Source organism: Sciscionella sediminilitoris (genome assembly GCF_000737195.2).
GTDB classification, from domain to species: domain Bacteria; phylum Actinomycetota; class Actinomycetes; order Mycobacteriales; family Pseudonocardiaceae; genus Sciscionella; species Sciscionella sediminilitoris.
This window is the reverse complement of record NZ_JALM01000017.1, coordinates 68,410-89,184: the sequence shown is the minus strand read 5'-3', so window position 1 is coordinate 89,184 and position 20,775 is coordinate 68,410. Positions and strand designations below refer to the sequence as shown.

The 20,775-nt window shown below is 65.7% G+C and carries 26 protein-coding genes and 1 tRNA gene; 10 read left to right on the top strand and 17 right to left on the bottom strand.

Annotated elements, in window-relative coordinates; all coding sequences use genetic code 11:
• Nucleotides 1–20 precede the first annotated feature (20 nt).
• From AD72_RS37130 to AD72_RS36425, 4 genes are all read left to right on the top strand, one after another.
• On the top strand, nt 21–683 hold the full coding sequence (locus tag AD72_RS37130) for a hypothetical protein (protein ID WP_031465957.1): 663 nt from the start codon (nt 21–23) through the stop codon (nt 681–683).
• Between the two features lie 44 nt (nt 684–727).
• Entirely contained in the window at nt 728–1,516 is a 789-nt protein-coding gene (locus AD72_RS08925) for a glycoside hydrolase family 25 protein (protein ID WP_051898258.1), read from the top strand.
• Complete coding sequence (locus tag AD72_RS08920) at nt 1,513–1,941, top strand: hypothetical protein (RefSeq protein ID WP_031465955.1); 429 nt, start codon at nt 1,513–1,515, stop codon at nt 1,939–1,941. The genes AD72_RS08925 and AD72_RS08920 overlap by 4 nt, the downstream gene beginning before the upstream one ends.
• Before the next feature lie 884 nt (nt 1,942–2,825).
• A complete protein-coding gene (locus AD72_RS36425; protein WP_156365096.1) occupies nt 2,826–2,993 on the top strand; it encodes a hypothetical protein in 168 nt (55 codons plus the stop codon).
• 209 nt (nt 2,994–3,202) lie between these two features.
• Here the strand turns inward: AD72_RS36425 and AD72_RS08915 are convergent, their stop codons facing one another.
• From AD72_RS08915 to AD72_RS08890, 6 genes are all read right to left on the bottom strand, one after another.
• Nucleotides 3,203–3,970 carry an ESX secretion-associated protein EspG gene (locus AD72_RS08915; protein WP_031465954.1) on the bottom strand — a complete coding sequence of 256 codons (768 nt, stop codon included), beginning with the start codon at nt 3,968–3,970 and terminating at the stop codon, nt 3,203–3,205.
• A gap of 6 nt (nt 3,971–3,976) precedes the next feature.
• Nucleotides 3,977–5,350 (bottom strand): WXG100 family type VII secretion target, encoded by a 1,374-nt coding sequence (locus tag AD72_RS37910; RefSeq protein ID WP_031465953.1) that lies wholly within the window; start codon nt 5,348–5,350, stop codon nt 3,977–3,979.
• 2 nt (nt 5,351–5,352) lie between these two features.
• Complete coding sequence (locus AD72_RS35475) at nt 5,353–5,946, bottom strand: DUF3558 domain-containing protein (RefSeq protein WP_082468821.1); 594 nt, start codon at nt 5,944–5,946, stop codon at nt 5,353–5,355.
• Nucleotides 5,943–6,410, bottom strand: a complete 468-nt coding sequence (locus tag AD72_RS08900; RefSeq protein WP_031465951.1) for a hypothetical protein — start codon at nt 6,408–6,410, stop codon at nt 5,943–5,945. The genes AD72_RS35475 and AD72_RS08900 overlap by 4 nt, the downstream gene beginning before the upstream one ends.
• Before the next feature lie 278 nt (nt 6,411–6,688).
• Nucleotides 6,689–6,928 (bottom strand): ClpX C4-type zinc finger protein, encoded by a 240-nt coding sequence (locus tag AD72_RS08895; RefSeq protein WP_156365094.1) that lies wholly within the window; start codon nt 6,926–6,928, stop codon nt 6,689–6,691.
• A gap of 108 nt (nt 6,929–7,036) precedes the next feature.
• A complete protein-coding gene (locus AD72_RS08890; RefSeq protein WP_031465949.1) occupies nt 7,037–7,360 on the bottom strand; it encodes a hypothetical protein in 324 nt (107 codons plus the stop codon).
• A gap of 457 nt (nt 7,361–7,817) precedes the next feature.
• Between AD72_RS08890 and AD72_RS08885 the strand changes: the two genes are divergently transcribed.
• The 3 genes from AD72_RS08885 to AD72_RS08875 are packed head-to-tail and all read left to right on the top strand — an operon-like array spanning nt 7,818 to nt 9,453.
• Nucleotides 7,818–8,114, top strand: coding sequence for a hypothetical protein (locus tag AD72_RS08885; RefSeq protein WP_031465948.1), 297 nt, complete (start codon nt 7,818–7,820; stop codon nt 8,112–8,114).
• Entirely contained in the window at nt 8,111–8,644 is a 534-nt protein-coding gene (locus AD72_RS08880; protein WP_031465947.1) for a DUF6879 family protein, read from the top strand. Before AD72_RS08885 ends, AD72_RS08880 begins: the two co-directional genes overlap by 4 nt.
• Entirely contained in the window at nt 8,575–9,453 is an 879-nt protein-coding gene (locus AD72_RS08875; protein ID WP_255357147.1) for a Scr1 family TA system antitoxin-like transcriptional regulator, read from the top strand. Before AD72_RS08880 ends, AD72_RS08875 begins: the two co-directional genes overlap by 70 nt.
• Here the strand turns inward: AD72_RS08875 and AD72_RS08870 are convergent.
• From AD72_RS08870 to AD72_RS08840, 7 genes are all read right to left on the bottom strand, one after another.
• Nucleotides 9,443–9,679 (bottom strand): hypothetical protein, encoded by a 237-nt coding sequence (locus tag AD72_RS08870; protein ID WP_031465945.1) that lies wholly within the window; start codon nt 9,677–9,679, stop codon nt 9,443–9,445. The two genes, AD72_RS08875 and AD72_RS08870, sit on opposite strands and share 11 nt — an antisense overlap.
• Nucleotides 9,680–9,913: 234 nt before the next feature.
• Nucleotides 9,914–11,080 carry a tyrosine-type recombinase/integrase gene (locus tag AD72_RS08865; protein WP_031465944.1) on the bottom strand — a complete coding sequence of 389 codons (1,167 nt, stop codon included), beginning with the start codon at nt 11,078–11,080 and terminating at the stop codon, nt 9,914–9,916.
• 87 nt (nt 11,081–11,167) lie between these two features.
• A tRNA-His gene (locus AD72_RS08860) sits at nt 11,168–11,243 on the bottom strand.
• Between the two features lie 45 nt (nt 11,244–11,288).
• A complete protein-coding gene (gene orn, locus AD72_RS08855) occupies nt 11,289–11,903 on the bottom strand; it encodes an oligoribonuclease (protein ID WP_031465943.1) in 615 nt (204 codons plus the stop codon).
• Nucleotides 11,900–13,483, bottom strand: coding sequence for a PH domain-containing protein (locus AD72_RS08850; RefSeq protein ID WP_037345190.1), 1,584 nt, complete (start codon nt 13,481–13,483; stop codon nt 11,900–11,902). Before AD72_RS08850 ends, orn begins: the two co-directional genes overlap by 4 nt.
• A complete protein-coding gene (locus tag AD72_RS08845) occupies nt 13,480–14,013 on the bottom strand; it encodes a PH domain-containing protein (RefSeq protein ID WP_031465941.1) in 534 nt (177 codons plus the stop codon). The genes AD72_RS08850 and AD72_RS08845 overlap by 4 nt, the downstream gene beginning before the upstream one ends.
• Before the next feature lie 69 nt (nt 14,014–14,082).
• Entirely contained in the window at nt 14,083–14,307 is a 225-nt protein-coding gene (locus AD72_RS08840; RefSeq protein WP_031465940.1) for a hypothetical protein, read from the bottom strand.
• Between the two features lie 133 nt (nt 14,308–14,440).
• Between AD72_RS08840 and AD72_RS08835 the strand changes: the two genes are divergently transcribed.
• Together AD72_RS08835 and AD72_RS08830 are read left to right on the top strand one after the other, a co-directional pair.
• Nucleotides 14,441–15,655, top strand: coding sequence for an NAD(P)/FAD-dependent oxidoreductase (locus AD72_RS08835; RefSeq protein ID WP_031465939.1), 1,215 nt, complete (start codon nt 14,441–14,443; stop codon nt 15,653–15,655).
• A gap of 31 nt (nt 15,656–15,686) precedes the next feature.
• Nucleotides 15,687–16,040 carry a hypothetical protein gene (locus tag AD72_RS08830; protein WP_031465938.1) on the top strand — a complete coding sequence of 118 codons (354 nt, stop codon included), beginning with the start codon at nt 15,687–15,689 and terminating at the stop codon, nt 16,038–16,040.
• Between the two features lie 16 nt (nt 16,041–16,056).
• Here the strand turns inward: AD72_RS08830 and AD72_RS08825 are convergent, their stop codons facing one another.
• Together AD72_RS08825 and AD72_RS08820 are read right to left on the bottom strand one after the other, a co-directional pair.
• Entirely contained in the window at nt 16,057–16,920 is an 864-nt protein-coding gene (locus AD72_RS08825) for an SMP-30/gluconolactonase/LRE family protein (RefSeq protein WP_031465937.1), read from the bottom strand.
• A gap of 44 nt (nt 16,921–16,964) precedes the next feature.
• Nucleotides 16,965–17,411 carry a GNAT family N-acetyltransferase gene (locus tag AD72_RS08820; protein WP_031465936.1) on the bottom strand — a complete coding sequence of 149 codons (447 nt, stop codon included), beginning with the start codon at nt 17,409–17,411 and terminating at the stop codon, nt 16,965–16,967.
• 181 nt (nt 17,412–17,592) lie between these two features.
• Between AD72_RS08820 and AD72_RS08815 the strand changes: the two genes are divergently transcribed.
• Nucleotides 17,593–18,936 carry an MFS transporter gene (locus AD72_RS08815; RefSeq protein ID WP_031465935.1) on the top strand — a complete coding sequence of 448 codons (1,344 nt, stop codon included), beginning with the start codon at nt 17,593–17,595 and terminating at the stop codon, nt 18,934–18,936.
• On the opposite strand, the gene AD72_RS08810 is transcribed toward AD72_RS08815, so the two are convergent.
• Both AD72_RS08810 and AD72_RS08805 read right to left on the bottom strand, forming a co-directional pair.
• Nucleotides 18,917–19,489 carry a GNAT family N-acetyltransferase gene (locus AD72_RS08810; RefSeq protein WP_031465934.1) on the bottom strand — a complete coding sequence of 191 codons (573 nt, stop codon included), beginning with the start codon at nt 19,487–19,489 and terminating at the stop codon, nt 18,917–18,919. The two genes, AD72_RS08815 and AD72_RS08810, sit on opposite strands and share 20 nt — an antisense overlap.
• 58 nt (nt 19,490–19,547) lie before the next feature.
• Nucleotides 19,548–20,765, bottom strand: coding sequence for a Bcr/CflA family multidrug efflux MFS transporter (locus AD72_RS08805; protein ID WP_343123701.1), 1,218 nt, complete (start codon nt 20,763–20,765; stop codon nt 19,548–19,550).
• Between the last annotated feature and the right edge of the window lie 10 nt (nt 20,766–20,775).

Below are 20,775 nucleotides of genomic sequence, written 5' to 3'. Positions count from 1 at the left end.
TCGCATTGGGAGACAACACCATGGCGACCGAGCTACCCGACATCGCGCCCGGAACCATCGTCACGGCGACGGGGTGGTGGAACCCGCTAACACATGCGGTCAACGAGGCCAACGCCAACATCGAATCTACGCAAGCCGCGGTTTCCTCCGCCACGGCCGATATCTCCTCGCTGAATGGCCGGGCATCCGCGCTCGAATCCGCAGTGGGAACCCCCTACGTCAGCGAGAAGTCGCTTGACAACCGCGTGACCACGCTCGAGCAGGGCGACAGCGGGATGAACGTCACCGCCACGAAGTACGTCGTCACCACCGAACGAACAGTCAACAGCACGACTGCAACAACGCTCGGATCGACCAACATCACCCTGAACACGGCCAACGCACCGGTCGTGATCCTCGCGAACTTCGACGTCGCCATGACCACGGCGAACACGATCGTCACTGCGGGAGGCACGGCGTGCCTTGTGGTCAAATGCCTGATCGACGGGACCGCGCGCAATGAACAACTGATCTTCGGCTCACAGGCCGTATGGCGGGGCACTGCCGGGCAAACATGGGTGCTGACCAACCTGCGCGCAGGCGGCCACACTGTCGCGTTCACCGCACAGTTGTCCTCGGCTGGTGCTGTCGCATACCAGGTGTCCGCCAGTCACACCGGCGCCGCGCTGCTCGTATTCGGCTGAAACAACCACCGCCGCGAAACGTTGCAAGGGCAGGTGAACCCCCGATGGCAATCGGAATCGACGTGTACACGGCATACCAAGCTGTGCACGACTGGGCAGCAGTCCGACGAGCCGGATACCAATTCGTTTACCTCAAGCTGACCGACGGCATGGCCACCCGATCAGAAGGGGGCTACACCGCCGCAGCGAAAGCCGCCGGTATCGCGCCCGGCGGTTACCACTACGCCCAACCCGGCGACCCTCGCGCACAGGCCGACTTTTTCACCACACGGTGCGAATACTTCCACGCCACCGAGCTAGCCCCGGCACTCGACCTCGAGTCGCCATTCGTACCCGGCCCGGCCGCGGTGGACTTCGCTGTCGCGTTCTGCCGGCGCATACGCGAACGCGGACACCGGCCAGCGCTCTACGCGAATAACTCAATGATGCGCGTCGTCGCGCCCGCTGTGCTAGCTGCCGTGCCCTCGACGCTGATCTGGGTGGCGCGCTACGGAGCTGAACCGACGGTGCGCTACGACGTGTGGCAGCACAGCCAAGCCGGCCGCGTGCCGGGTATCTCGGCAACCTCCGTGGATCTCGATACCGGCGCTATTCCGTACAACGTCACCGTTCCTACAGCAGGGGAGCTGATCGACATGGACTTGAACGACAAGGTTCGGTACAAGAACCGAGAAGGCAGGGTCAGTGAGATCACCGTGCACGACTGCTTGGCCCGGATGGCGTTGCTATTCGACGACCAACAGTTCGGTGCGCCCGGACAACGGCGAGATGGACCGTGGGCCGGGGTGTTCCGGCGCCTGGCGCAGAAGAACGGGATCGAGGTGCCGAAATGACAGAGTCACCGAGCAATGACCGCCCGATCCTCGACGAGGCCAAACGCAAGGCGATCATCGCGCTCGCCGGTTCGGCAGTGGCCGCCGCGGTGTCGTTCGGCGCGATCACACCGGCGCTCGCCGACCAGATCAACACCACTGTGGCCGGTCTGCTCGGCGCGGTGGTGACCGTGCTTCCAATGGTGACCTCTTTGCTTCACGCACTCGGCATTGTCCGCAGTGCTGAACCACGCACCACACCGGTGGACTCGCCGAGCGACCAGGACGGGAACCCGCTCGTTCCGCTACCGAACCTCGGCGGGCAACCGCCGGTCATGGCCGACAGCATCGACGCAGACGGCGACGACGAAGGCGGCGCTGCCACCGGCGACGAAGCCGAGCGTGAGATCCCCGGAGACGGGCACGGCCGTCACCGTACTCAATAGCTGTGCACAGCTTGATACGCTGGGCAACGCGCCCCATCCCCGCGCCAGGGTTGCCATCCTTCGTGGGGATGGGGCGCCCTTCCGTCTGCGCCCTGTAGCTGCGATCCTGCCTTGTTGTCTGTGTTAAATAAAGGAAAACATGTAGACCTTGTTTGACATGCTTCAATATTTGAAGCTTTACGGAAAGTATTCGCGGTCGCGAATCAGAGTGCTCATAACTGGATGTCCATAATCGGATACTCAAGACCGTGCCGATATCACCACCGTTCTATTCGATATCAGCACGGGTGGTGATCGCTGTATCTACACAACAGCTACGTTGTAGCTACAGTGCAGCTCGGGGCCGCCTGCATCGATTGCATCGTTTCGCACAGATTGCAGAGTTTCGGGCAGGCCGAGCGGTCGAAGTTGTCAATTATCTACGTTAGATAGGTTTTCACCCGTATGGCGTACTGCTAGTAGCTATCATCGTCGGCGACGCCAAGTTAGTATGACGAAATGTTCCGATATATACGGCGTAGCGCGTGAAGGCTTGACCGGGGAGTGTTCCGGGGTTCTGACCCATTTCACTGTTGATGTAATTCCGAACTGAGGTTTGCTCTATTTCTGGACGGTTCTTCGACCGGCCAGACGGTGGCGCACGCCCTTGTGACAAGGGAGTCTGATGATCAGAGGAGTACCCAGAGTGTTCCGAACCTTGGCGCGCCATGCCGAGGCCGCAGGTTGGAGTATCGAGCTGACTAGGAACAACCACTTACGTTGGCGGTCGCCGGACGGGGCCGTGGTGTTCAGCGCCCTGTCGCCAAGCGACCGGCGAGCGGTGCGCAACGTCGAAAAGGAACTGAGACGTGCAGGTCTGAGCATTTAGGGGAGTCTCCGGCGGGGTGGGCCGTCATCCGGGCCTCGGCGACAGTTCGGTCAAGGTTGGCGAGATCCGCGAATTCGGCGAGCGCATCATCGAACTGCGCTTCCCCGGCGCCGCAGCCGAGGGCGGCAGGATACCGATCTCCAGTCTGGTCGTGCGCATCATGGAAACCGTTGCGGCACTGTAGCCATCGGGCGAGCCCCCGATGCCGGTGCCCGCGCTCAAACAGGCACGTGCAGGCGTAGACACCGGCACCTTGGGAAGGAAGGTCACTCGTTCCCGTGACAAAGGGGCCGGTAGAAGTGTACGGCTCCCACTTGGGATATCGGCACCCGCGAGTTCCGCGTTACCTGAATGGGTGACATCCGACGTTGCCGCGCGGCCCCGAGGCCACTGCTAGTTCAATTCGTGGTGGAGCACGTCGAGTTGTTCGGTGATGGCGTGGTCGGTGGCAGGGGCGCAGAACAGGTAGTCGTCGCCTGCCTTGTCGGTTTCGAGTCGGTTGAGCCACGCGCCGTACGGTCCGAGCACGTAGCCGAGGGTGGTCTGGTTGCGCTGGGTACGCCCGGTGTGGTCGCGGGTTTGCACCAGGAACTCCCCACCGCCCTGGTTGGGGGCTTTCACCAGTTCGAGGACGGTGTCGCGGGCCTCGTCTTCGACGGTGTAGTCGTTGTCCATGAGGAAGCCGTCGCTGGTGCGTGGTTCGCCGTTGAACACCGAGACGGGCAGCCGGATCGGGTGGAACGAAGCGATGTCGCGGTCGATCAGCTCGCTTAGTAGTGCCTCGCCGAGTCCGTCCGGGGTGATCTGGCGCAGGTAGAGGCCGTTGTTGACCCGCACGGCGAGTACGGCCTCGCGGCCCTTGCGGGCGGTGACTAGCTGCCAGGGTTCGTGGTCGGTGACCAGCCACCCGATGTAAGCCAACTCGGGAAAACAGAGTGTTTCCACGGTGACTGTGAAATCCCGATCCAGGCGGCCATCGCGTTCGAGGAGCCCGGCCTGGCGCATCGCGTCCAGTGCGGTCCGGTTGGCTTCGTGTTCTTCGTCTTCGTCCAGCCAGATCGGGTCCGGGCGCAACGGCAGCAGCAGCTCGCCGATACCGAAATGCGTCGCGATCCGGGCGAGATGGCTGGCGTAGCAGGTCATCGTTCCCTGCGTCAGCACGACGTTCTAGTCCTTCGGTCGTTTCGGCTCCACGTCTTCCCCGATCACCGGGGGCGCGGTCGGTGGCAGATCGCCGACGATCTCCTGACCGTTTTCCCGCGTGATCAGATAGCCCGCGCCGCTGCGTTCCTTGTCGTCCTGCTTGCGGGCACCGTTGCCGGTCATCGGCATCCCGCTCGCGCCCGCGCGGCCAGCCGCACCCGCAGCCCCGCGCCCGCTGCCCGCGCTGGGCTCCTCGGCGGGCACGCGCCCCGCACCCGACCGCGGACCACCCTTGAGCCCGCCCTCGGATCCGGCGCCCTTGCCGCCACCAACACCACTACCGCCACGGCCGCCGGTACCTTCGCCGAACCCAGCGGTGCCGCGCGGGCCGCCACCGAACCGCGACGAACCCCCACCACTGTTGTTGTAGCCGCCGACGAACCCGCCACCGAGCCCGCTATAGGGGCTGCCCGTGCCCGCGGAACCGCCCGAGCCGCCGTACGGTGTCGCGGTGCCTGTTCCGCCCCCAGGAAGACTCGGATCGACCGGTGGCGGCGCGTAGCCCGCGGTGTTCGTTCCCGCCTGCGCACCGGTGCCGCCCGGCCCGGTGCCCACCTGCGGAGGCGGCGCGTTCCCCGCACCACCGGCTGGGCCGTGCGCGACCGCCTGGCCACCACCACCGCCACCGCCGCCAACGGTCGGGGGTGCTTGATTCGGCGCCGAGGATCCGCCGCCTGCGCTCGCGTGTCCGCCGGTTCCTCCACCACCTCCGGTGGCGGGCGGGTTCACGCTCATCGGATGCCCACCACCCGAACGCAACGGCGCACCACCCGAGCCGGAGCCCACGGAGAACTGGCCACCCTCGGCCTGCTGCGGGCCGTACTCCTTCGGCAGGTTGCCGACGTTGTACCCGGTCGCGGTCGCCAAGTTCTGGTAGTGATGGACGTTGTTCGCCTCCGCGGCCTGCTTCGACGCGACCGCGGCATCGTAGTTGCTCACGTCCTCACCGGCACCGGTCCAGTCCGAGATACCGGGAATGATCGACCCGAACTTCGTCAACCCATTCGGCTCCGCAGGCACCGAGGGGATCGGTTTGATACGGGGGTTGACCTCGTCGAAGGTCTGGGCCTGGGCCCTGGTGAGGTCCTGGGCCTTGTCCAGGCTTTCACCCATCGTCGAATACACCACCCCCGCAGGCCCAGCCCCGCGCTTCGCCGCACCAGAAGCGTTGCCCTTCCAACTGCCTTCCAGCTTGCCCGCGGCCTGCTTGATCCGATCCGAAATCTCGTTGAACCGCTGCGTCAACCCGAAAACCTGGTCCTTGGACTGAAACATGCCCTCGGTCCCGAGCTTCTGCGCGACGACCTTCTGATAGATCTCATCCCCGCTGTATCCCACGGCTACTTCCCTCCCGATCTCGCCGTGTCCACGATCGCCTTCGCCACAGCATCCGTGATCTTCTTCGCCTCACCGGGGGTGCGAGCGATTACCTGAACATCGGCGGACTCGTGGTCATTCAAACCAATCGTGAGGCTAGTGCGTCCGTCCTTTTCGTCGTTAGCTTTGGTTGTGTTAACGGCCGGGTATCCGTTAATTGTCGTCGGCTCAAACTTCGTGTAGAAATGAATCATCTTCTGTTTTTTGTATTGAGCATCAATACCCATGCCTAGTAGGCTCACGCCCGTGCTGTCACCTTTCGAGCCGTCCCAATTGCATATCTTGTTCGGCTGGCCATCTGCACGTTTTCCAACGGTGTCTGTACCGTCGCGCTTTAGTCCGAGTGCTGACATCGATGATTCCGGAGTCAATGAGCACGGATCTTGCACGTACTGCGAGACATCGACAGGAGTTGGCACCTTCGGTGCGCCGCTGTCTGATGGGGACGTGCTCGATGGTTTGTCCAGACTTCCCGGTTGCGCTGGCGCGCCGCCACACCCAGTCAGTACAAGTACGGCACCTGCGGATATCGCAGTCGCGACGATCCCTCGCTTCACGCCTTATTCCTCCGCAAATCCTGCGCGTTATGCTCTTCATTCTGCTGGTAGTCAGCGAGCGCCTTCTTCATGCTCTGGACAAGATCGTCAAGATATACCGAGGCGCCCTTGGCCTGTTCAGCAGCTTTATTGAGTGATGCCTGATACGCCGTCACATATTCCATGCTCTTCTTGTCCGGCGCAGGGGGAGTTGCGGCACTGGATGCCTGTCGAATCTGGTATTCGAAATGCCTTGAATCCTCGGCGATCTCTTCGAACTCGCGGATCAACGCGGGCAGGGTCTCGGGGTTGAACTCGTAGCCCTTGCCGCCATGGTCGGGTTCGGGGTCCTGCGGTAGTCCCGCTTGGTGGAGGTAGGCGGCGCGCTGGATCTGTTCTTCCCAGCTGCCGGGGTTGTTCGGGTCGTAGCCGCCGGGGCCGCTGGGGAGCTGGCCGTGCTTGACCGCCTCGATCTGCTCGCTCATCGGCGTCAGCGGCGTTGACCCCGCGGTGCCCGGTATCGGTAGCGGTCCCTGTTGACCTTGGCCCGGTGTGGTCATAGCTGCTCTCCCCATCTCCCACTGCGTAGCGAACCGCAGCCCATCGTAGCGGTGTGACGCCAACACGTGTGTGCTATGACGAAACTTGGCGGTGCCGGTTCCGTGGTGTGCCCTGTGTCGCCCACATGGGCTCACCGGAGTGGGGGAGTAAAGGGGGGGTGGAGCCCGACTTAGCAGGGCGAACGGCACGAATCGCTACGCGCTCAGTTGCCTTCGTTGGGGTGGAGCTCGACGATACGGCCGCGAGACGGCGGTAGCTGCTCAAGCAGACGCGCGGCGTCGGCGACGCACACAGCGCAGATGTAGGTTTCCCGGTCGCCAGCGGCGACCGTCACCGACCGGTCCGCAGCATAGGTTCGGCAGAAGGAGCAGGGCGCGAGGAACCGGCGGTGGATCTTCTGCGCGGCTGTCGGCAACCGCTCAGGGTCAAACTTGCCGGTCATGATCACCCTTCGTTGCAGGAGTGGGGCACGGCGAGGCAGAGCGGTCGGGTAGGCGCTGCCGTACCGTCTAGGGGATCGGTGTGACGCGGTCGAACACCGGTTGTATTCCTAACCGTCGGCATGCTGCGTTGACTCGCGCCCGCACATCCGGGTCATACCAGGAGCCGTGTATAGCGGTCGAAATACACCGGAGAGGTGCTGTGACCACCTGTCCGCCCGCGCCCACTGCCGCATTTCGCTCTCCCAGTGCATGACGATGTCTTCCCCGTGCTTGGCCGCCGACTCCGCCTTTTCCCGGCACCGCTCCGCTTCCTGACATGCTTTGTCGGCCCGAATCGTCATCACCCGACGCGCGAGATCGGGGTTCAGGGATTCGCGCACGTTCTTGGCGCGCTCGTCTACTTGCTTCCATGCCTGCTTCACCCCCTTCATCGGTGCGAACCAGTTGCCACAGCTGTCGTGATGGCCCTATGCCACGTAAACGCGCGCTGGAGATGTTGAGAACGGGTGAGGCTGTTCCGCTGTCGCTGGCTGCTCGCCTCCCAAGCCTTCGCACGGTCCGTGGCCTCTGCTCGCCATCCTCTGGGGTTGTCCCGCTGCATGCGGGCTAGTTCGGTGCATATCTCGTCGTACATCGCTGCCGACTCCTCTAGTTCCATCGGTTGCCGAGGCCGTGACGGCTGCTGCCGTCGAACGCCTTGGCGGTGCGTCTCGAACAGCTTGGTGGATGAAAGTGCGAATGGTCAAGCAATGATGAGCAATTTTAAAGCAATATACACTCGAATGGCGGATAGTAGACGGGCTTGGGGTGTCTCGTTCACTCAGACGGCGGTATGTCCTACACTGCAATTCCACGAACGTTGCTCGAATCCGGGAGAGAGGAAGAGCAATGCGAATCGAATTTCTGGGCTCCACATCAGGCGGTGGCGGCTGCCCGACCCTGTTCAAGACCGAGCGGGGAACGATCGTCGTGCAGGGTACGACCGTCACAGACCCAGAAGCGCTCGCCAAGATGGCGACCTACGGCAACGGCATACCGTCGTACGAATCGGCCGTGGAGATCCCCGCAGAGCTGCTGCCGTTCGTGGACGTTACCGAACTTGCCGAGGTCGATCTGCCCGCTGACCGGCCAGAATTCACGATTGATCCGGAGGCGGCGGCCTTGATACCGGGGGCTCAAGGATGACCGTAGAACGGGTGTCGCGCGTGCGGTTCCCGGAGCTGTTCGACACGTTCTCAAGCACCGCGTGGCGTTGGGAGTGCCAGGGCGAGTACCACGAGCCAGACGAAGCCGAACCGTTCGCGGCTTGGAAGGCCGGTCACCCGGACGATTCGTTCTTGCAGCCGTGGTGCGAGAAGATCCGCAAACTCACGGGGGAGGGCAAGACGTTCGGCCGGGTCCGGATGCTTACCGAACCGCTGACCGAGTACTTGGAATGGATGCTCTCGTTTACACACCTCAACATCGACGCCGGGGAAGACATCCGGTGGATCGCTGAAAGCACCGTTGCAGCCCTGCCGAACCGTCCAAGGGATGACTTCTACATCTTCGACGACGTCCGTGTGGCAACGCTGCTGTTCGACGAGAACGGGGTGTGTGGCGCCGAGGTGACCGACGATCGCGATGCGGTGCAGCGCGCACTAAAGTGGCGGCACCTTGTATCCGACCTTGCCATCCCGCACAGCAAGTACCTGACCGATGTCCGGAGTGTCTGATCAACATCTCACCAGCTCGTGAACGGTTCGCCGACCGCCTGCGCGAAGTGCGCGAGGCGGCCGGCGTTTCTGGTGCTCAACTCGCCGAGCAAGCGAGCTGGCCGCCGTCGAAGGTCACGCGGTTGCAGCGTGGTCAGCAGAATCCGACAGAGGACGATGTGCGGACGTGGTGTCGCTACACCACTCCTGAACTGGTTGACGAACTGCTCGCCGATCTTGTGGCCATGCGTGCCGACGAAGCGCGGTGGAGTCGGCAGCTCCGTAGCGGGCACCGCACGGTGCAGACGGCCAAAGCAGCCATCGAAGCCGACGCTACACGGATACGGGTCTTTGACTCGGTCCTAATCCCTGGTCTCGTGCAAACGGCGGGTTATGCAAGGGCGGTCTTCCAACAGCACGCGCGGCTTCACGGCAGTGTCGCCGACACTGATGCGGCTGTCGCAGCACGCATGGAACGCCAACACGTCTTGTATGACTCAGGCAAAAGTATCGACCTGCTCATGCTCGAATCCGCGTTGAGGCATCCTCAGGTGTCCGGCGACGAGTTGGTCGCGCAGGCGGATCGTATCCGCGCACTCGCCGGGACTGTCCACATCGGAGTGATACCGCAGAACGCAGAACTCGGCGTGCTGCCGCTCCATGGCGTCTGGGTGTACGACGAGCTGGTCGAAATCGAGTTGGTGCACACAACGATCACTACTACCGACACCGCCGATGTGAAGTTGTACAACGATTGGCTCGACCAGCTTTGGAAATCTGCCGTGACTGGGGCGAACCTTCGGCGACTGCTTGATTCCATTACTGGTTAGGGCCGTAAACCTGCCTCAACGCGGCGTCGATGGCCTGGTCCATCTTGTCTTGTAGTAGCGCGAATTCCGCGTGGCTGAGCACTGTTGGGCCGCTTGACTCGAGCACGAGGTAACCGCCTGCGGTCAGGCGGATCTCGACGCTGGCGGCCGTGCCGTCACGAGCGTCCAGGCCGACTACTGTCCTGGCGTCGTTGTCGTGGCAGCATCTACCAATGCGGTCGGCCACTTCCGCGCCTCCCTACCTACGGGTACCGGGGATTGGGACATTAGAACCAGAACCACACACGATGCGATGCCTCGAACAAGATCAACCCCAACGACGGACCGCAACGGCCACCGAGGGTGTCCACCTTGCGGGGGACACATATCGATGGCTGTTGCGGTACCGCTGGCCGGGTGACGTCGAACGAAGGTGAAGCGCGCTTCATGGCGGCCCCACTACACGGACGCTACGGAAGTGCTACATCGCGACGTTCAACGCCACATCGACGGCGTCGGCGACGTCGTCGTACTGCTGGTCATCCACATGTCCATAACGGTCCACGGTGGTGGTGATCGACTCGTGCCCCAGGAGTCGCGACAACTTCGTGATGTCGATACCCTGGGCCAGCATCCACGACGCATAGGTGTGCCGTAGATCGTGAATCCGCGGCTGCTTTTCGATGCGCTTCTCGCGCGGGATTTCGTGCCCGTCCTTGTCGCGAACCGCGGTCGCGGCCTCGATCGCTGGTTTCCAAACTCGGTTCGAAAAATTACCGTGATGCAATCGGCTACCCGAGCGAGTGGTGAATAGCGGTTGATCGCTCGGGCGCGCAAGACACAGTTCTTTGATCTCCGCGACCATGCTTGTTGGAATCGGAACGGTGCGCCGACCCCGTTTGGTTTTCGGAGCCCCAATTCCCATGCTGTTGTCAGCGAGCCGCTTCCACGCCTTATTAATCCGTACCCGTGCCTTGCCCGGTTTGGGAAACGTGATGTCAGCGGGAGTGATAGCGACTGCCTCGCCCCATCGCACGCCGGTGCCGACGAGGAACCGCACGAACAGCCGGTACGGCTTGGCGACGTGTTCGAGCAGTACCGCGAACTCGCGGTTATCGAGGAACACCATCTCCTCGTCGTCACCCTCCGGCAGACGGATTCCACGGCACGGGTTGTCGTCGCGTAGCGGGGGCGTGGTGTTCATGGCGGTGGTGAAGATGGCCGACAGCAGGCCGTGAATGTTGCGGAGCGTCTTCGGCGCCATACCAGCGTCTTGCCGGTCGTTGACCCACGCACGGATGCGTTCCTGGTCGGGAACGGAGATCGGGAAGGCACCAAGGTCCGGGGCGATGTGGTTGCGCACATCCCGGCGGGCGTCGGCGCGGGTACGGGCGCTCACACCCGTCATGCCCTTGATGTGCCGCTCGGCGACTTCAGCGACCGAGGGTTCCTTGGCCTTGATCTTGATCATGGCCTCGTTGGCCTTGGACAGTCGGTGCCCGGAAGCCTCCAGAAGAGTCTTGAACCGCTTCGCCTCGTCGCGGTCGTCGAACGTCAGCGAAGGCTTGTCGTCGGTGTCCGGGTCGTACCAACGGACTCTGTAACCGTGACTGCCGTCACTTCGGGTGCGCTTTTGCAGGGTTGCCATAACCCCGAAGTTAGACCCCGTGGGTCTAACTTCGCCACCCTATGGGTCTGCGGTCCACTGTGGACACCGTCTGACCTGGTAAAACTTTGGGGTGAGTGACGGGACTTGAACCCGCGACTTCCTGGACCACAACCAGGTGCTCTACCTGCTGAGCTACACCCACCATCGCCGCATGCGGCTCGCTTAGCTTAGCGCAACGCTCGCGGGCTCAGTCACCGGGGAGGGGTTTGGCGGCGAGTTCGGCCGCGATGGCCTTGGCCTCGTCGGTGCTCGGCCCGGGATGCGCGACGAACGCGGCCTTGCGGTAGTACTCGAGTTCCCGGATGGATTCCTTGATGTCGGCGAGCGCGCGGTGGGCGAGGCCCTTGTCGGGCTGTGCGTAGTAGATGCGCGGGTACCAGCGGCGGCACAGCTCCTTGACCGAGGAGACGTCGACCATGCGGTAGTGCAGGTAGCCGTCGAGGATGGGCATGTCCCTGCTGATGAAACCGCGATCGGTGGCGATGGAGTTCCCGGCCAGCGGTGCGCTCTTGCCCTCGGGCACGTACTGGCGAACGTAGTCGAGCACGGCCTGTTCGGCTTCGGCGAGGGTGACGGTGGAGGCGCGTACCTCTTCGGTGAGCCCGGAGTTGGCGTGCATTTCCCGCACGACATCGGGCATGCGCTCGAGTTTCTCCTCGGGTGCGCTGATCACGAGGTCCACGCCGTCCCCGAGCACGTTGAGCTCGGCGTCGGTGACCAGTGCGGCGATCTCGATGAGCGCGTCGTTCCCGAGGTCGAGCCCGGTCATCTCGCAGTCGATCCATACCAGATGGTCATTCACGCTGGTGAGCCTAACTCGGCTGGTTCGGTCTCGCTGGCACCCGGTTCGAGAAAGGGGCTGAGCAGGCCCGGAGTGGCGGCTTCGGCGAACGCGGTCGCCTCGCCCTGGTCCAGGTCGAACACGTGGTACGCGCCCCGCCCCGCGGCGCTGGTCGCGGTGAGGGTGACCAGGCCGGAGCGGCGCTGGAAGAAGGACTGTCGCACGGTCCACCCGATGACCCCGGTGCGCTGCAGCGCCGTGGTGTCCCGCTGGGCCGATCCGGACCGGCTGACCAGGTACGGCCCGGAGAGCGCGTGCCCGAGGGAACGGTACCGGTCGATGCCGAGCCACAGGCAGATCGGCACGAGCACCAGCGCGAGCTGCCATGGCCACGCGGGAAGGCCACCCGCGGCCGCGGCGATCGCGAGCCCGCCGATGATCACCGCGGCGAAGGCGAGTGCCCGCACCAGCCTCCTGCGCAGTGCGGCCGGGGGATGCCGCAGCAGCGTCGCGGCCGTCGGTGGCTGCTCGGCGCGCAGCACATCCCGGGTGACCTCGTGCGCGACCTTCTTCGGTGCGGGCGGAATGAGCAGCGGGGTCTGGTCCCGTTTGCTCATGCCGGTGGCGATGACCACGGTCCGCGCGCCCCTGCCGAGCCGCAGCAGGGCGGGTTCGCGCACGCTGATCCCGCGCAGTTTGGCCTCCTCGACGGTGATCGAGCGGGTGGTGATCAGGCCGCGGCGCACCCGGATGGTCTTGTCCGGTTCGCGGGTGAGCCGGTAGTTGCTGAACTGGACCACGTAGCCGATCAGCCCGCCGACGACCACGATCACCAGCAGTACGGCGAGAATCAGCAGCACATCCACGAGAATGCTGTTGCGCCGCACGGTGTCCACCGCCCAGTCGACCGCGCCGACGCTGGCCGGATCGACCTGGAGTTCGTTGAGCGCGCGCAGGAAAACGCCGATGATCACGGCGGAGGCGGTCAGTCCGGTGAGGGTGAGCGGGGCATAGCGCAGCCAGGCCCACTGGATGCTGGCCAGCACGGTGCCCTCGGCGCGTGGCGGCACCGGTTGCGCGGCCTCGGCGGTCGGCTCGGCGGCGGATGCGGTGCCGGGTTCCGGAGCCTCCCGGGCCTTCCGGCCGCGATCGAGCAGAACCAGGCGCAGCCGCTCGGCCTCGGCCTTGGTGATCGCGTCGAGCTTGAGCTCGTCCTCGTGTTCCTTGACCTGTTGCCCGGTCCCGATGCGCACCGCTTCGAGGCCGAAGATCCGGTGCCCGAACTTGGCCGTCGTCTCGACCGTGCGGATGCGATCGGTGCGTACCGAGAGGCGTTTGCGCGAGACCAGTCCGGTGCGCAGTTGTACCTGTTCGGCATCGATCCGGTAGGTGGTCAGGTACCAGTGCGCGAGCCCGTGCGCGAGCAGCAGCGCGAACGCCGCGCAGGACAGGATGATCTTGAGCCGGTCACCCTCGCCGAAGACGAGGTAGAAGAACAGCACGGGGACGAGGGTGATCCCGTCGTGCATCGGGCGCACCACGATCATCCTGGGGTTGAGCCGCTGCCAGGGCTGTTCCGGTGCCGCCTGCGGGGCGCTCATGTCGCGTCTCCCGCGCTGCTCGCGGTGGTCGCGGTCAGTTCATCGGCGAGCGACATCGCGATCTCGTGATCGAGTCCCTTGATCCGCACCGGTCCGGCGGCGGATGCGGTGGTCACGGTGACCGAGGAGAGCCCGAACATCCGCTCGATCGGATCCCGCTTGGTGTCCACGGTCTGGATGCGCGAGACCGGGGCGATCCGCCATTCGATGTTCAGCCAGCCGCTCTGGGTGTACACCGCCTCGCCGGTGGTCTCCCAGCGGTGCACGCGGTAGCGGATCAGCGGCATCAGGGTCAGATGCGCCGCGGCGGCCAGCACGGTGATGGCCAGGACCAGCACCCGGATCGCCGTCGGCAGACCGGGGAACCAGTCGAGCGTGACCGCGAGGACCTCGAGCACGAGCAGCACCAGCCAGCCGATCGAGCCCTCGACCAGCCACATCCGCTTGGCCTTCGGGCTCACCCGGTGCGCGGGATTGCGCAGCCGTAACTGCTTACTGTGCTCCGCGGGGGGAACGTTTGCGGGTCGCATAGGGCACATCATGCCGTCCCGGCCCCGGCACGGTGGCGACAGAGGGCTGATTCGTCCCGATTACATCCGTCATGATTTCCGGTTCGGTTGCCACACGATGGCCTCCGCCGCCGCGGTGGCCTCGGCGGCGGCATCCCGCAGCGCCGCGCGCAGCCTGCCGATCTCGAGCGGGGTGAAGGTCGCGCGGTCACCGGTCGGCAGCAACAGGGTCACCGAAGAGGGCTCGGAGACCACCTTCAGTTCGCGCTTGCGGCCGGAGATGTCCCGATAGTGCAGCCGCCACTGATTCGACACGGTCGGTTCACCTTCCCCTGCTGCGTCCCGTTGCGGAGGTGAGAGCATGGCAGAAGGCATGGATGACGCGAGTAGCGGCCGTTCTGCTTGTTCATCACCCGATTGGCGGACATTTCGACTACGGAGGTATGCCATGGTGTCGCGGATTGTCATTGTCGGTGCCGGTCTGGCCGGGGCGAGTGCCGCCGCGCAACTGCGCGAGCGCGATTACGACGGCGCGGTGACCCTGCTTTCCGCGCAGCGCCACCAGCCCTATGAACTACCGCCGCTGAGCAAGGGCATCCTGTTCGGGGAGGCGGACGAGCCCGACTGGGTGCGGGAGCCGAGCTTCTACCGCGACTTCGACATCGACCTGCGCACCGGAACCGATGTCACCCGGCTGCTCACCGAGGAGCACACCGTGCTCGACGCCGCGGGCGGCAGCTACGCCTATGACGCGGCCGTGCTCGCCACCGGATCACGGCCGAGAACCCTTGCCGTACCGGGGATCGAGCTCTCCGGCGTGCACACCCTGCGCACCCTGGACGACGCGCTCGCGCTGCGCGAGACCTTCACCGAGGGCGCCCGGCTCGTGGTGATCGGCGCCGGCTGGATCGGTTGCGAGGTCGCGGCCGCCGCGCGCAAGCACGGCACCGCCGTCACCGTCGTCGAGCAGGGGCCCGCCCCGCTGCTCGGCGTGCTCGGGGACGAGATCGCCGAGGTCTTCACCCGGCTGCACACCGAGAACGGCGTGGAGTTCCGCTTCGGCCGGGGTGTTCAGGGGTTCACCGGGGACGGGGCCGTGCGCTCGGTGCGGCTCGACGACGGCAGCGAACTGCCCGCCGACGTGGTCCTGCTCGCCGTCGGCGCGCAGCCGCGCATCGAACTCGCCGAGGCCGCGGGGATCCAGATCGACGGGGGAGCGGTCGCCGTGGACTCCACGCTGCGTACCTCCGTCCCGGAGATCTACGCCATCGGGGACATCGCCGCGCACGACCATCCGCGGTACGGCACCCGGGTCCGGGTGGAGCACTGGTCCAATGCCAAGGACCAGGGCATCCACGCCGCCTCGGCGATCCTCGGTGAGGCGGGCGACTACACTGCCTCGCCCTATTTCTTCACCGATCAGTACGAGCTCGGCTGCGAATACCGCGGGCTGGCGGATCCGGCCAAGGACGAACTGGTGGTGCGCGGATCGCTGGCCGATCGGGAGTTCATCGCCTTCTGGCTACGCGAGGGCGCGGTCCGCGCGGCGATGAACGTGAACCTCTGGGACGACGGGGACGCACTGCAAGCCTTGGTGGACAACGGAACCGAGGTCTCGGCGGACGCGCTGCGCGAAGGGGACCTCGGCTCGCTCGCCGGATGATGCCCGAGGGTGGCCCCGGCAGGGAGGTGCCATGCGATCCGTAGCACCGCCGATCGAACGTGCCGTGGAATGGTTCAACGCACGGGTCGGTGCGCTGCATTCGTCCCCGCGCTGGGGAAAACTGGTCGGCAGGCGCATCACCGTCGTCACTTACACCGGCAGGCGCTCGGGCCGGAGGTTCAGTACCCCGGTGGAATACCGGCGGCACGCGGACACGGTCCGGATCGGGGTCCGGATGCCGGACACGAAGAACTGGTGGCGCAACTTCACCGATCCGGGCGGGCCGATCTCACTCGGCCTGGACGGCGCCGAACGCGGCGGTCACGCGATCGCGCACCGCGATGAGTCGGGAAAGGTGACGGTCACCGTCCGGCTCGAGGGCTGAGCGCGCCGCGCCCGGGTCAGTCCGCCCTGGGCACCGGCACCTCGGTCACGAGAATCCGGGCGGATCGGCGGGCCTGCACCGCCTGCAGCTGCTCGACGCCCTCGAATTCGTTGCAGAGCAGGAACAGGTGGCGGCCCTCCGGCCCGCCGAGGGTGACCGCGAAGCAGGGCAGTTCGGTCTCGACGCGGTGGGTGATCTCGCCGCCGTCGAGCACCCGGACACACGCTCCGGCGGGAGCGTCCGGATCCCCGGTGTGCGCGGCGGTGTCGGCGGTCTGCGTCCAGATCGCCGATTCGGCGTCGACGCAGATACCGTCCGGGCCCAGACCCTGGGCCCACACCCGGCGGCCGGTGAGCGCGCCGTCGTCCCGGATGTCGAACGCGCTGAGCCGACCGGCGAACGACTCGGCCACCACCAGGGTGGAACCGTCCGGGGTCACCACCATCCCGTTGGGGAACTCGATGCCGTCGGCAACCTGACGATAGGACCCGTCGGCCGCGACGAGGTTGATCCATCCCGGTTCCGGTGCCCCGCCGCCGAGGAAATCGAAATCGAAACCGTTGACGTACAGGTGTCCCCGCGGATCGAGGGCGATCTCGTTGCCGCCCTGTTCGCAGTGCGTCACCAGGGAACCGTCCGGTTCCTGGCGGGTCACCTCCGGTCCGGTCGTGACCAGGCGCCCGTCGGGCAGCCAGTCGATCGACCAGCCCATCATGGCCGGGCCCGCGGCCATCACCTCGGCATTGCCGTCCATGTCCGTGGCGATGACCTCGCCGGCGCCCCAGTGGGCGAACCACAGCCGGCCGTCGTGCCAGCGTGCGGACTCGACCATGGCCAGTCCGGTGAGCAGGGTGCGGGGCTGGGGCAGATACTCGACCATGGTCGCTCGTCCTCGGTTCGGTCGGGGCGGTTCGGTTGCGGCGGCTACAGGTGCTTGGTGAAGAACACCCGGCGGTACCCGTTCTGGACGCCGCGGTGGGTCTCCACATAGCCGTGCCGCGGGTAGTAACTCAGGTTCTCGGTCATGGCTTCGTTGGTGTAGAGCCGGATTTCCGGAAGGCCGTGTGCGCGCGCCCGTTCCTCGGTGAACGCCAGCAGCCGGGCACCGAGTCCGGTGCCGCGTACCTCGCGGGACACCGCGATATTGTCCAGGAGCAGATGATCCGGCTCGAACTTCAGCACCAGCAGGCCGCGGAGCGCCCGGTCGTCCTCGGCCACCCAGACCCCGCCGGTGTCGATGGCGGCCCGGTAATCCTCCCGCATCGGCGCCGGTTCCTTGCCCATCCGTTCCACGTAATGCGCGTAGGCGTCCCTGGCCAATGTGGACAGTTCCTCGGCATCGCCGGCGTGCGCGGCTCGGATCGCGGTCATCCGCCGAGTCTAGGACCGGGCCGCCGTGCGGGCCAGGCGTCTTCGTCGAGGACGGAAACCCCGGTTTCCCACTGAGCGGGAAGTGTGCCCGCCGGGACGCTGCGGCTTCGGTCAACCGGTTAGCATGCCGAAGTTGAACTGGCCGTGGTAAGCGGCTGTCGGTCAATGGTTGGACGGACACGTGGCGGATTTCTCGGTTGCGGCGCGGCTGAACGCGCTCCCGATAACGGCCTTGCACCGCAAGGCGACCGTGGTCATCGGGATCGGTTTCTTCTTCGACCTCTATGAGTCCTTCCTCTCCGGGATTCTCGCGGTGACGCTCACCGAGGAGCTCGGTGGCAGTGCCACGGCGAAGAAGCTGCTCCTGGCCTCGGTCTATGTCGGCTCGTTCTTCGGCGCGCTGATCATGTCCCGGGTCGCGGACCGGATCGGGCGGCGGACGGCGTTCCTGGCCACGCTCGCGGTGTACTCGGTGTTCTCGCTACTCGGCGCGTTCTCGAATTCGGTCGAGCTGCTGATCGTGGCGCGGTTCCTCGCCGGGGTCGGGATCGGCGCGGAACTCCCGCTCGGCGCGGTCTATCTGGCCGATCTGCTGCCCTCGGCGGTGCGTGGCCGGTTCGTGGCACTGGCGTTCACGGTCGGCTTCTGCGGGATGCCGGTCGCGGGTTTCGCCGGTATGGCACTGGCTCCCGCCGCACCGCTGGGCATCGAGGGCTGGCGCTGGCTGCTCGGCGCGGGCGCGGTGGGCGCGGTGCTGATCTGGTTCCTGCGCCGCACCCTCCCGGAATCGCCGCGCTGGCTGGAATCTGTTGGCAGGCAAGCGGAAGCGGACGAGGCGACCAGGCGGTTCGAGCGGCTGGCCGGGGACAGGGCCAGGGAACCGGTGGAGCTCGAACCCGAACGGGAACGGCTCTCACTGCGGCAGCTGTTCGCGGGGCAGTGGCGCAAGCGGACCGTGATGCTGTGGATTTTCCACGTGTTCCAGACGGTCGGCTACTACGGCTTCGGCACGATGGTGCCGCTCGTGTTGCAGCAGAAGGGATTCGAGGTCACGTCCACGCTGGCCTACACGGCGCTGTCCTACCTCGGCTATCCGGTCGGTTCACTGCTCTCGGTGCCGATCATGGAACGCGGTGAGCGCAAGTGGCTGGTGTGCGGTGGTGCGCTGGCGATGATCGCCTTCGGTCTCGCCTTCGGATTCACCACGAGCGCGGCGCTCATCGCGGTGTTCGGGTTCTGCTACACGCTTTCCTCGAATTTCTTCTCCAACGCGTACCACGCCTACGAGGTCGAGATCTTCCCGACCTCGGTGCGGGCCACGGCGGCCGGAAGCGCGTACTCGATCAGCAGGCTCACCAATGCGGCGATGCCGTTCCTGCTGGTCCCGGTGCTCGACCTGGCGGGTTCGGCCTCGCTGTTCGCGGTGATCGTCGCCGCGATGGTGCTGGTGATCGTGGACGTCGCGGTGCTCGGGCCGCGCACGACCGGGCGCAGCCTCGAATCGATCAGCTACAGCGGCCGATGAGCTCGGCGCGCCTGGCCGGCCATTCGTGCCCGAGCAGTGACCACACCTCGAGGTCCAGGCGCTGACCGTCGCGCGGAACCGCCTCGCGCAGTACTCCGTCGCGGTGCATGCCGAGCCGCCCGGCCACCGCGATACTGCGCTCATTGGCGGACACGGAGCGCCATTCCACCCGCGCGATGCCGTGCACCGTGACCGCCCAGTCGATCATCGCGATCGCCGCCCTGGTGATGAGCCCGCGTCCCTGGGCCTCCGGGGCGAGCCACACGCCCAGTTCGCAGAATCCGAACTCGGCGCTGAACACCCGGAACACCGCCCCGCCGAGCATGGTCTTCCCGTCCCGCAGGGCAAAGATCCGGCCGCTGTCGGTGCGCTGTTTCTCCGCATAGTCCGCCAGCCAGGCCCGGGCGCCCTCGGTGTCGGTGATGGTGTTCGCCCAGGGCAGCCACCGCCCGAGGTGCTCCCGGTACGTGGCGATGAACTCGGCGAATTCCGCCGCCTGCCACGGTTCCAGTGCGGTGAGCCGGATGTCCTCATCGAGCGCCAGTTCGAGCATGGGCGGGACTGTACACAGTGAACTCGGCGCTGCGCCTTCGAATTCCGCCGCCGGAGGATCAGCGCGTGGCCGGTTTGGCCATGGTGTGATAGACGAGCAGCGCGATCAGGGCGAAACCGCAGATGGACGCGGCCATCGGGAGCGGGTTCGCGCCACCGAGACCGATGACCGGGGCGGTGACCCCGCCGATGAGGAACTGCCCGAAACCGAGCAGCGCGGAGGCCGAGCCCGCCGAATCCGGGTAGTCGGAGAGCGCCAGCGTGCTGGCATTGGGCATGATCATCCCGACCGAGGAGACCGATACCCACATCGGCACGAGCACCACGGCCAGCCCGGCGCCGAACAGCACGGCGAGCACGAGCAGGACCCCGGCGACCGCGGAGATCCCGAGCCCGGTGCCGAGCAGGGCCCGCGGCGAGAAGCGGCCCACCAGCCTGCCGTTGAGCTGGCCGAACAACACGATGCCGATGGAGTTCGCGCCGAACACGAAGCTGAACTGCTGGGGGCTCAGGTGATAGCCGGACTGCAGGACGAACGAGGAACTGCTCACGTAGGTGAACAGCGCGCCGAACGAGATCCCGGCGACGAGCACGCAGGAGAGCAGCCCGCGATCGGTGACCAGGCGCAGATAGGTGCGCAGGGTGGCGCTCACCTTCCCGGCACCGCGCCGTTCCCGCGGCAGGGTTTCCGGGAGGGTGAACACGGTGGCCGCGAGCAGCAGCACCCCGACGACGGTGAGCACCACGAACACCCCGCGCCAGGTGGTGACCCGCAGCAGCTGACCACCGAGCACCGGGGCCAGGATCGGGGCGAGCCCGTTGACCAGCATGAGCATCGAGAAGAACTTGGCCATCGCCTTGCCGGAGAACAGATCGCGCACCACGGCGCGGGCGATCACCAGTCCGGCGGACCCGGCGAGCGCCTGCACCAGCCGCAGACCGATGAGCGCGGGGACCGAGGGGGCGAACGCGCAGGCGAGTGAGGCGAGGGCGTAGATGCCGAGACCGACGAGCAGCGGGCGGCGCCTGCCGAGCGAATCGGAGAGCGGACCGGCGATCAGCTGGCCGACACCGAGACCGATGACACAGGCCGTGAGGGTGAGCTGCACGAGCGATTCGGAACTGTGAAACTCGTTACGCAGCGCGGGAAGCGCTGGCAGGTACATGTCGATCGACAGCGGCGCGAATGCGGTGAGTGCGCCGAGGATCAGAGCGAACCTGATTCTGGTACGGAGTGGGTGGTTTCTGGTCTCGTCGATAGCCTGGGTGGCTGTCACGTTCGTCCTT

Bases quoted from the DNA above. Each gene is read 5' to 3' on its own strand.
- AD72_RS08820 (WP_031465936.1), bottom strand. From the start codon at position 17,411: ATGACCGCGATCCGAGCCGCGCACGCCGGCGATGCCGAGGAACTGTCC.
- AD72_RS08925 (WP_051898258.1), top strand. From the start codon at position 728: ATGGCAATCGGAATCGACGTGTACACGGCATACCAAGCTGTGCACGAC.
- AD72_RS08825 (WP_031465937.1), bottom strand. From the start codon at position 16,920: ATGGTCGAGTATCTGCCCCAGCCCCGCACCCTGCTCACCGGACTGGCC.
- AD72_RS37130 (WP_031465957.1), top strand. From the start codon at position 21: ATGGCGACCGAGCTACCCGACATCGCGCCCGGAACCATCGTCACGGCG.
- AD72_RS08900 (WP_031465951.1), bottom strand. From the start codon at position 6,410: ATGAGCGAGCAGATCGAGGCGGTCAAGCACGGCCAGCTCCCCAGCGGC.
- AD72_RS08885 (WP_031465948.1), top strand. From the start codon at position 7,818: ATGCGAATCGAATTTCTGGGCTCCACATCAGGCGGTGGCGGCTGCCCG.
- AD72_RS08835 (WP_031465939.1), top strand. From the start codon at position 14,441: ATGGTGTCGCGGATTGTCATTGTCGGTGCCGGTCTGGCCGGGGCGAGT.
- AD72_RS08920 (WP_031465955.1), top strand. From the start codon at position 1,513: ATGACAGAGTCACCGAGCAATGACCGCCCGATCCTCGACGAGGCCAAA.
- AD72_RS08810 (WP_031465934.1), bottom strand. From the start codon at position 19,489: ATGCTCGAACTGGCGCTCGATGAGGACATCCGGCTCACCGCACTGGAA.
- AD72_RS08865 (WP_031465944.1), bottom strand. From the start codon at position 11,080: ATGGCAACCCTGCAAAAGCGCACCCGAAGTGACGGCAGTCACGGTTAC.
- AD72_RS08895 (WP_156365094.1), bottom strand. From the start codon at position 6,928: ATGACCGGCAAGTTTGACCCTGAGCGGTTGCCGACAGCCGCGCAGAAG.
- AD72_RS08845 (WP_031465941.1), bottom strand. From the start codon at position 14,013: ATGCGACCCGCAAACGTTCCCCCCGCGGAGCACAGTAAGCAGTTACGG.
- AD72_RS08850 (WP_037345190.1), bottom strand. From the start codon at position 13,483: ATGAGCGCCCCGCAGGCGGCACCGGAACAGCCCTGGCAGCGGCTCAAC.
- AD72_RS08830 (WP_031465938.1), top strand. From the start codon at position 15,687: ATGCGATCCGTAGCACCGCCGATCGAACGTGCCGTGGAATGGTTCAAC.
- AD72_RS08880 (WP_031465947.1), top strand. From the start codon at position 8,111: ATGACCGTAGAACGGGTGTCGCGCGTGCGGTTCCCGGAGCTGTTCGAC.
- AD72_RS08890 (WP_031465949.1), bottom strand. From the start codon at position 7,360: ATGAAGGGGGTGAAGCAGGCATGGAAGCAAGTAGACGAGCGCGCCAAG.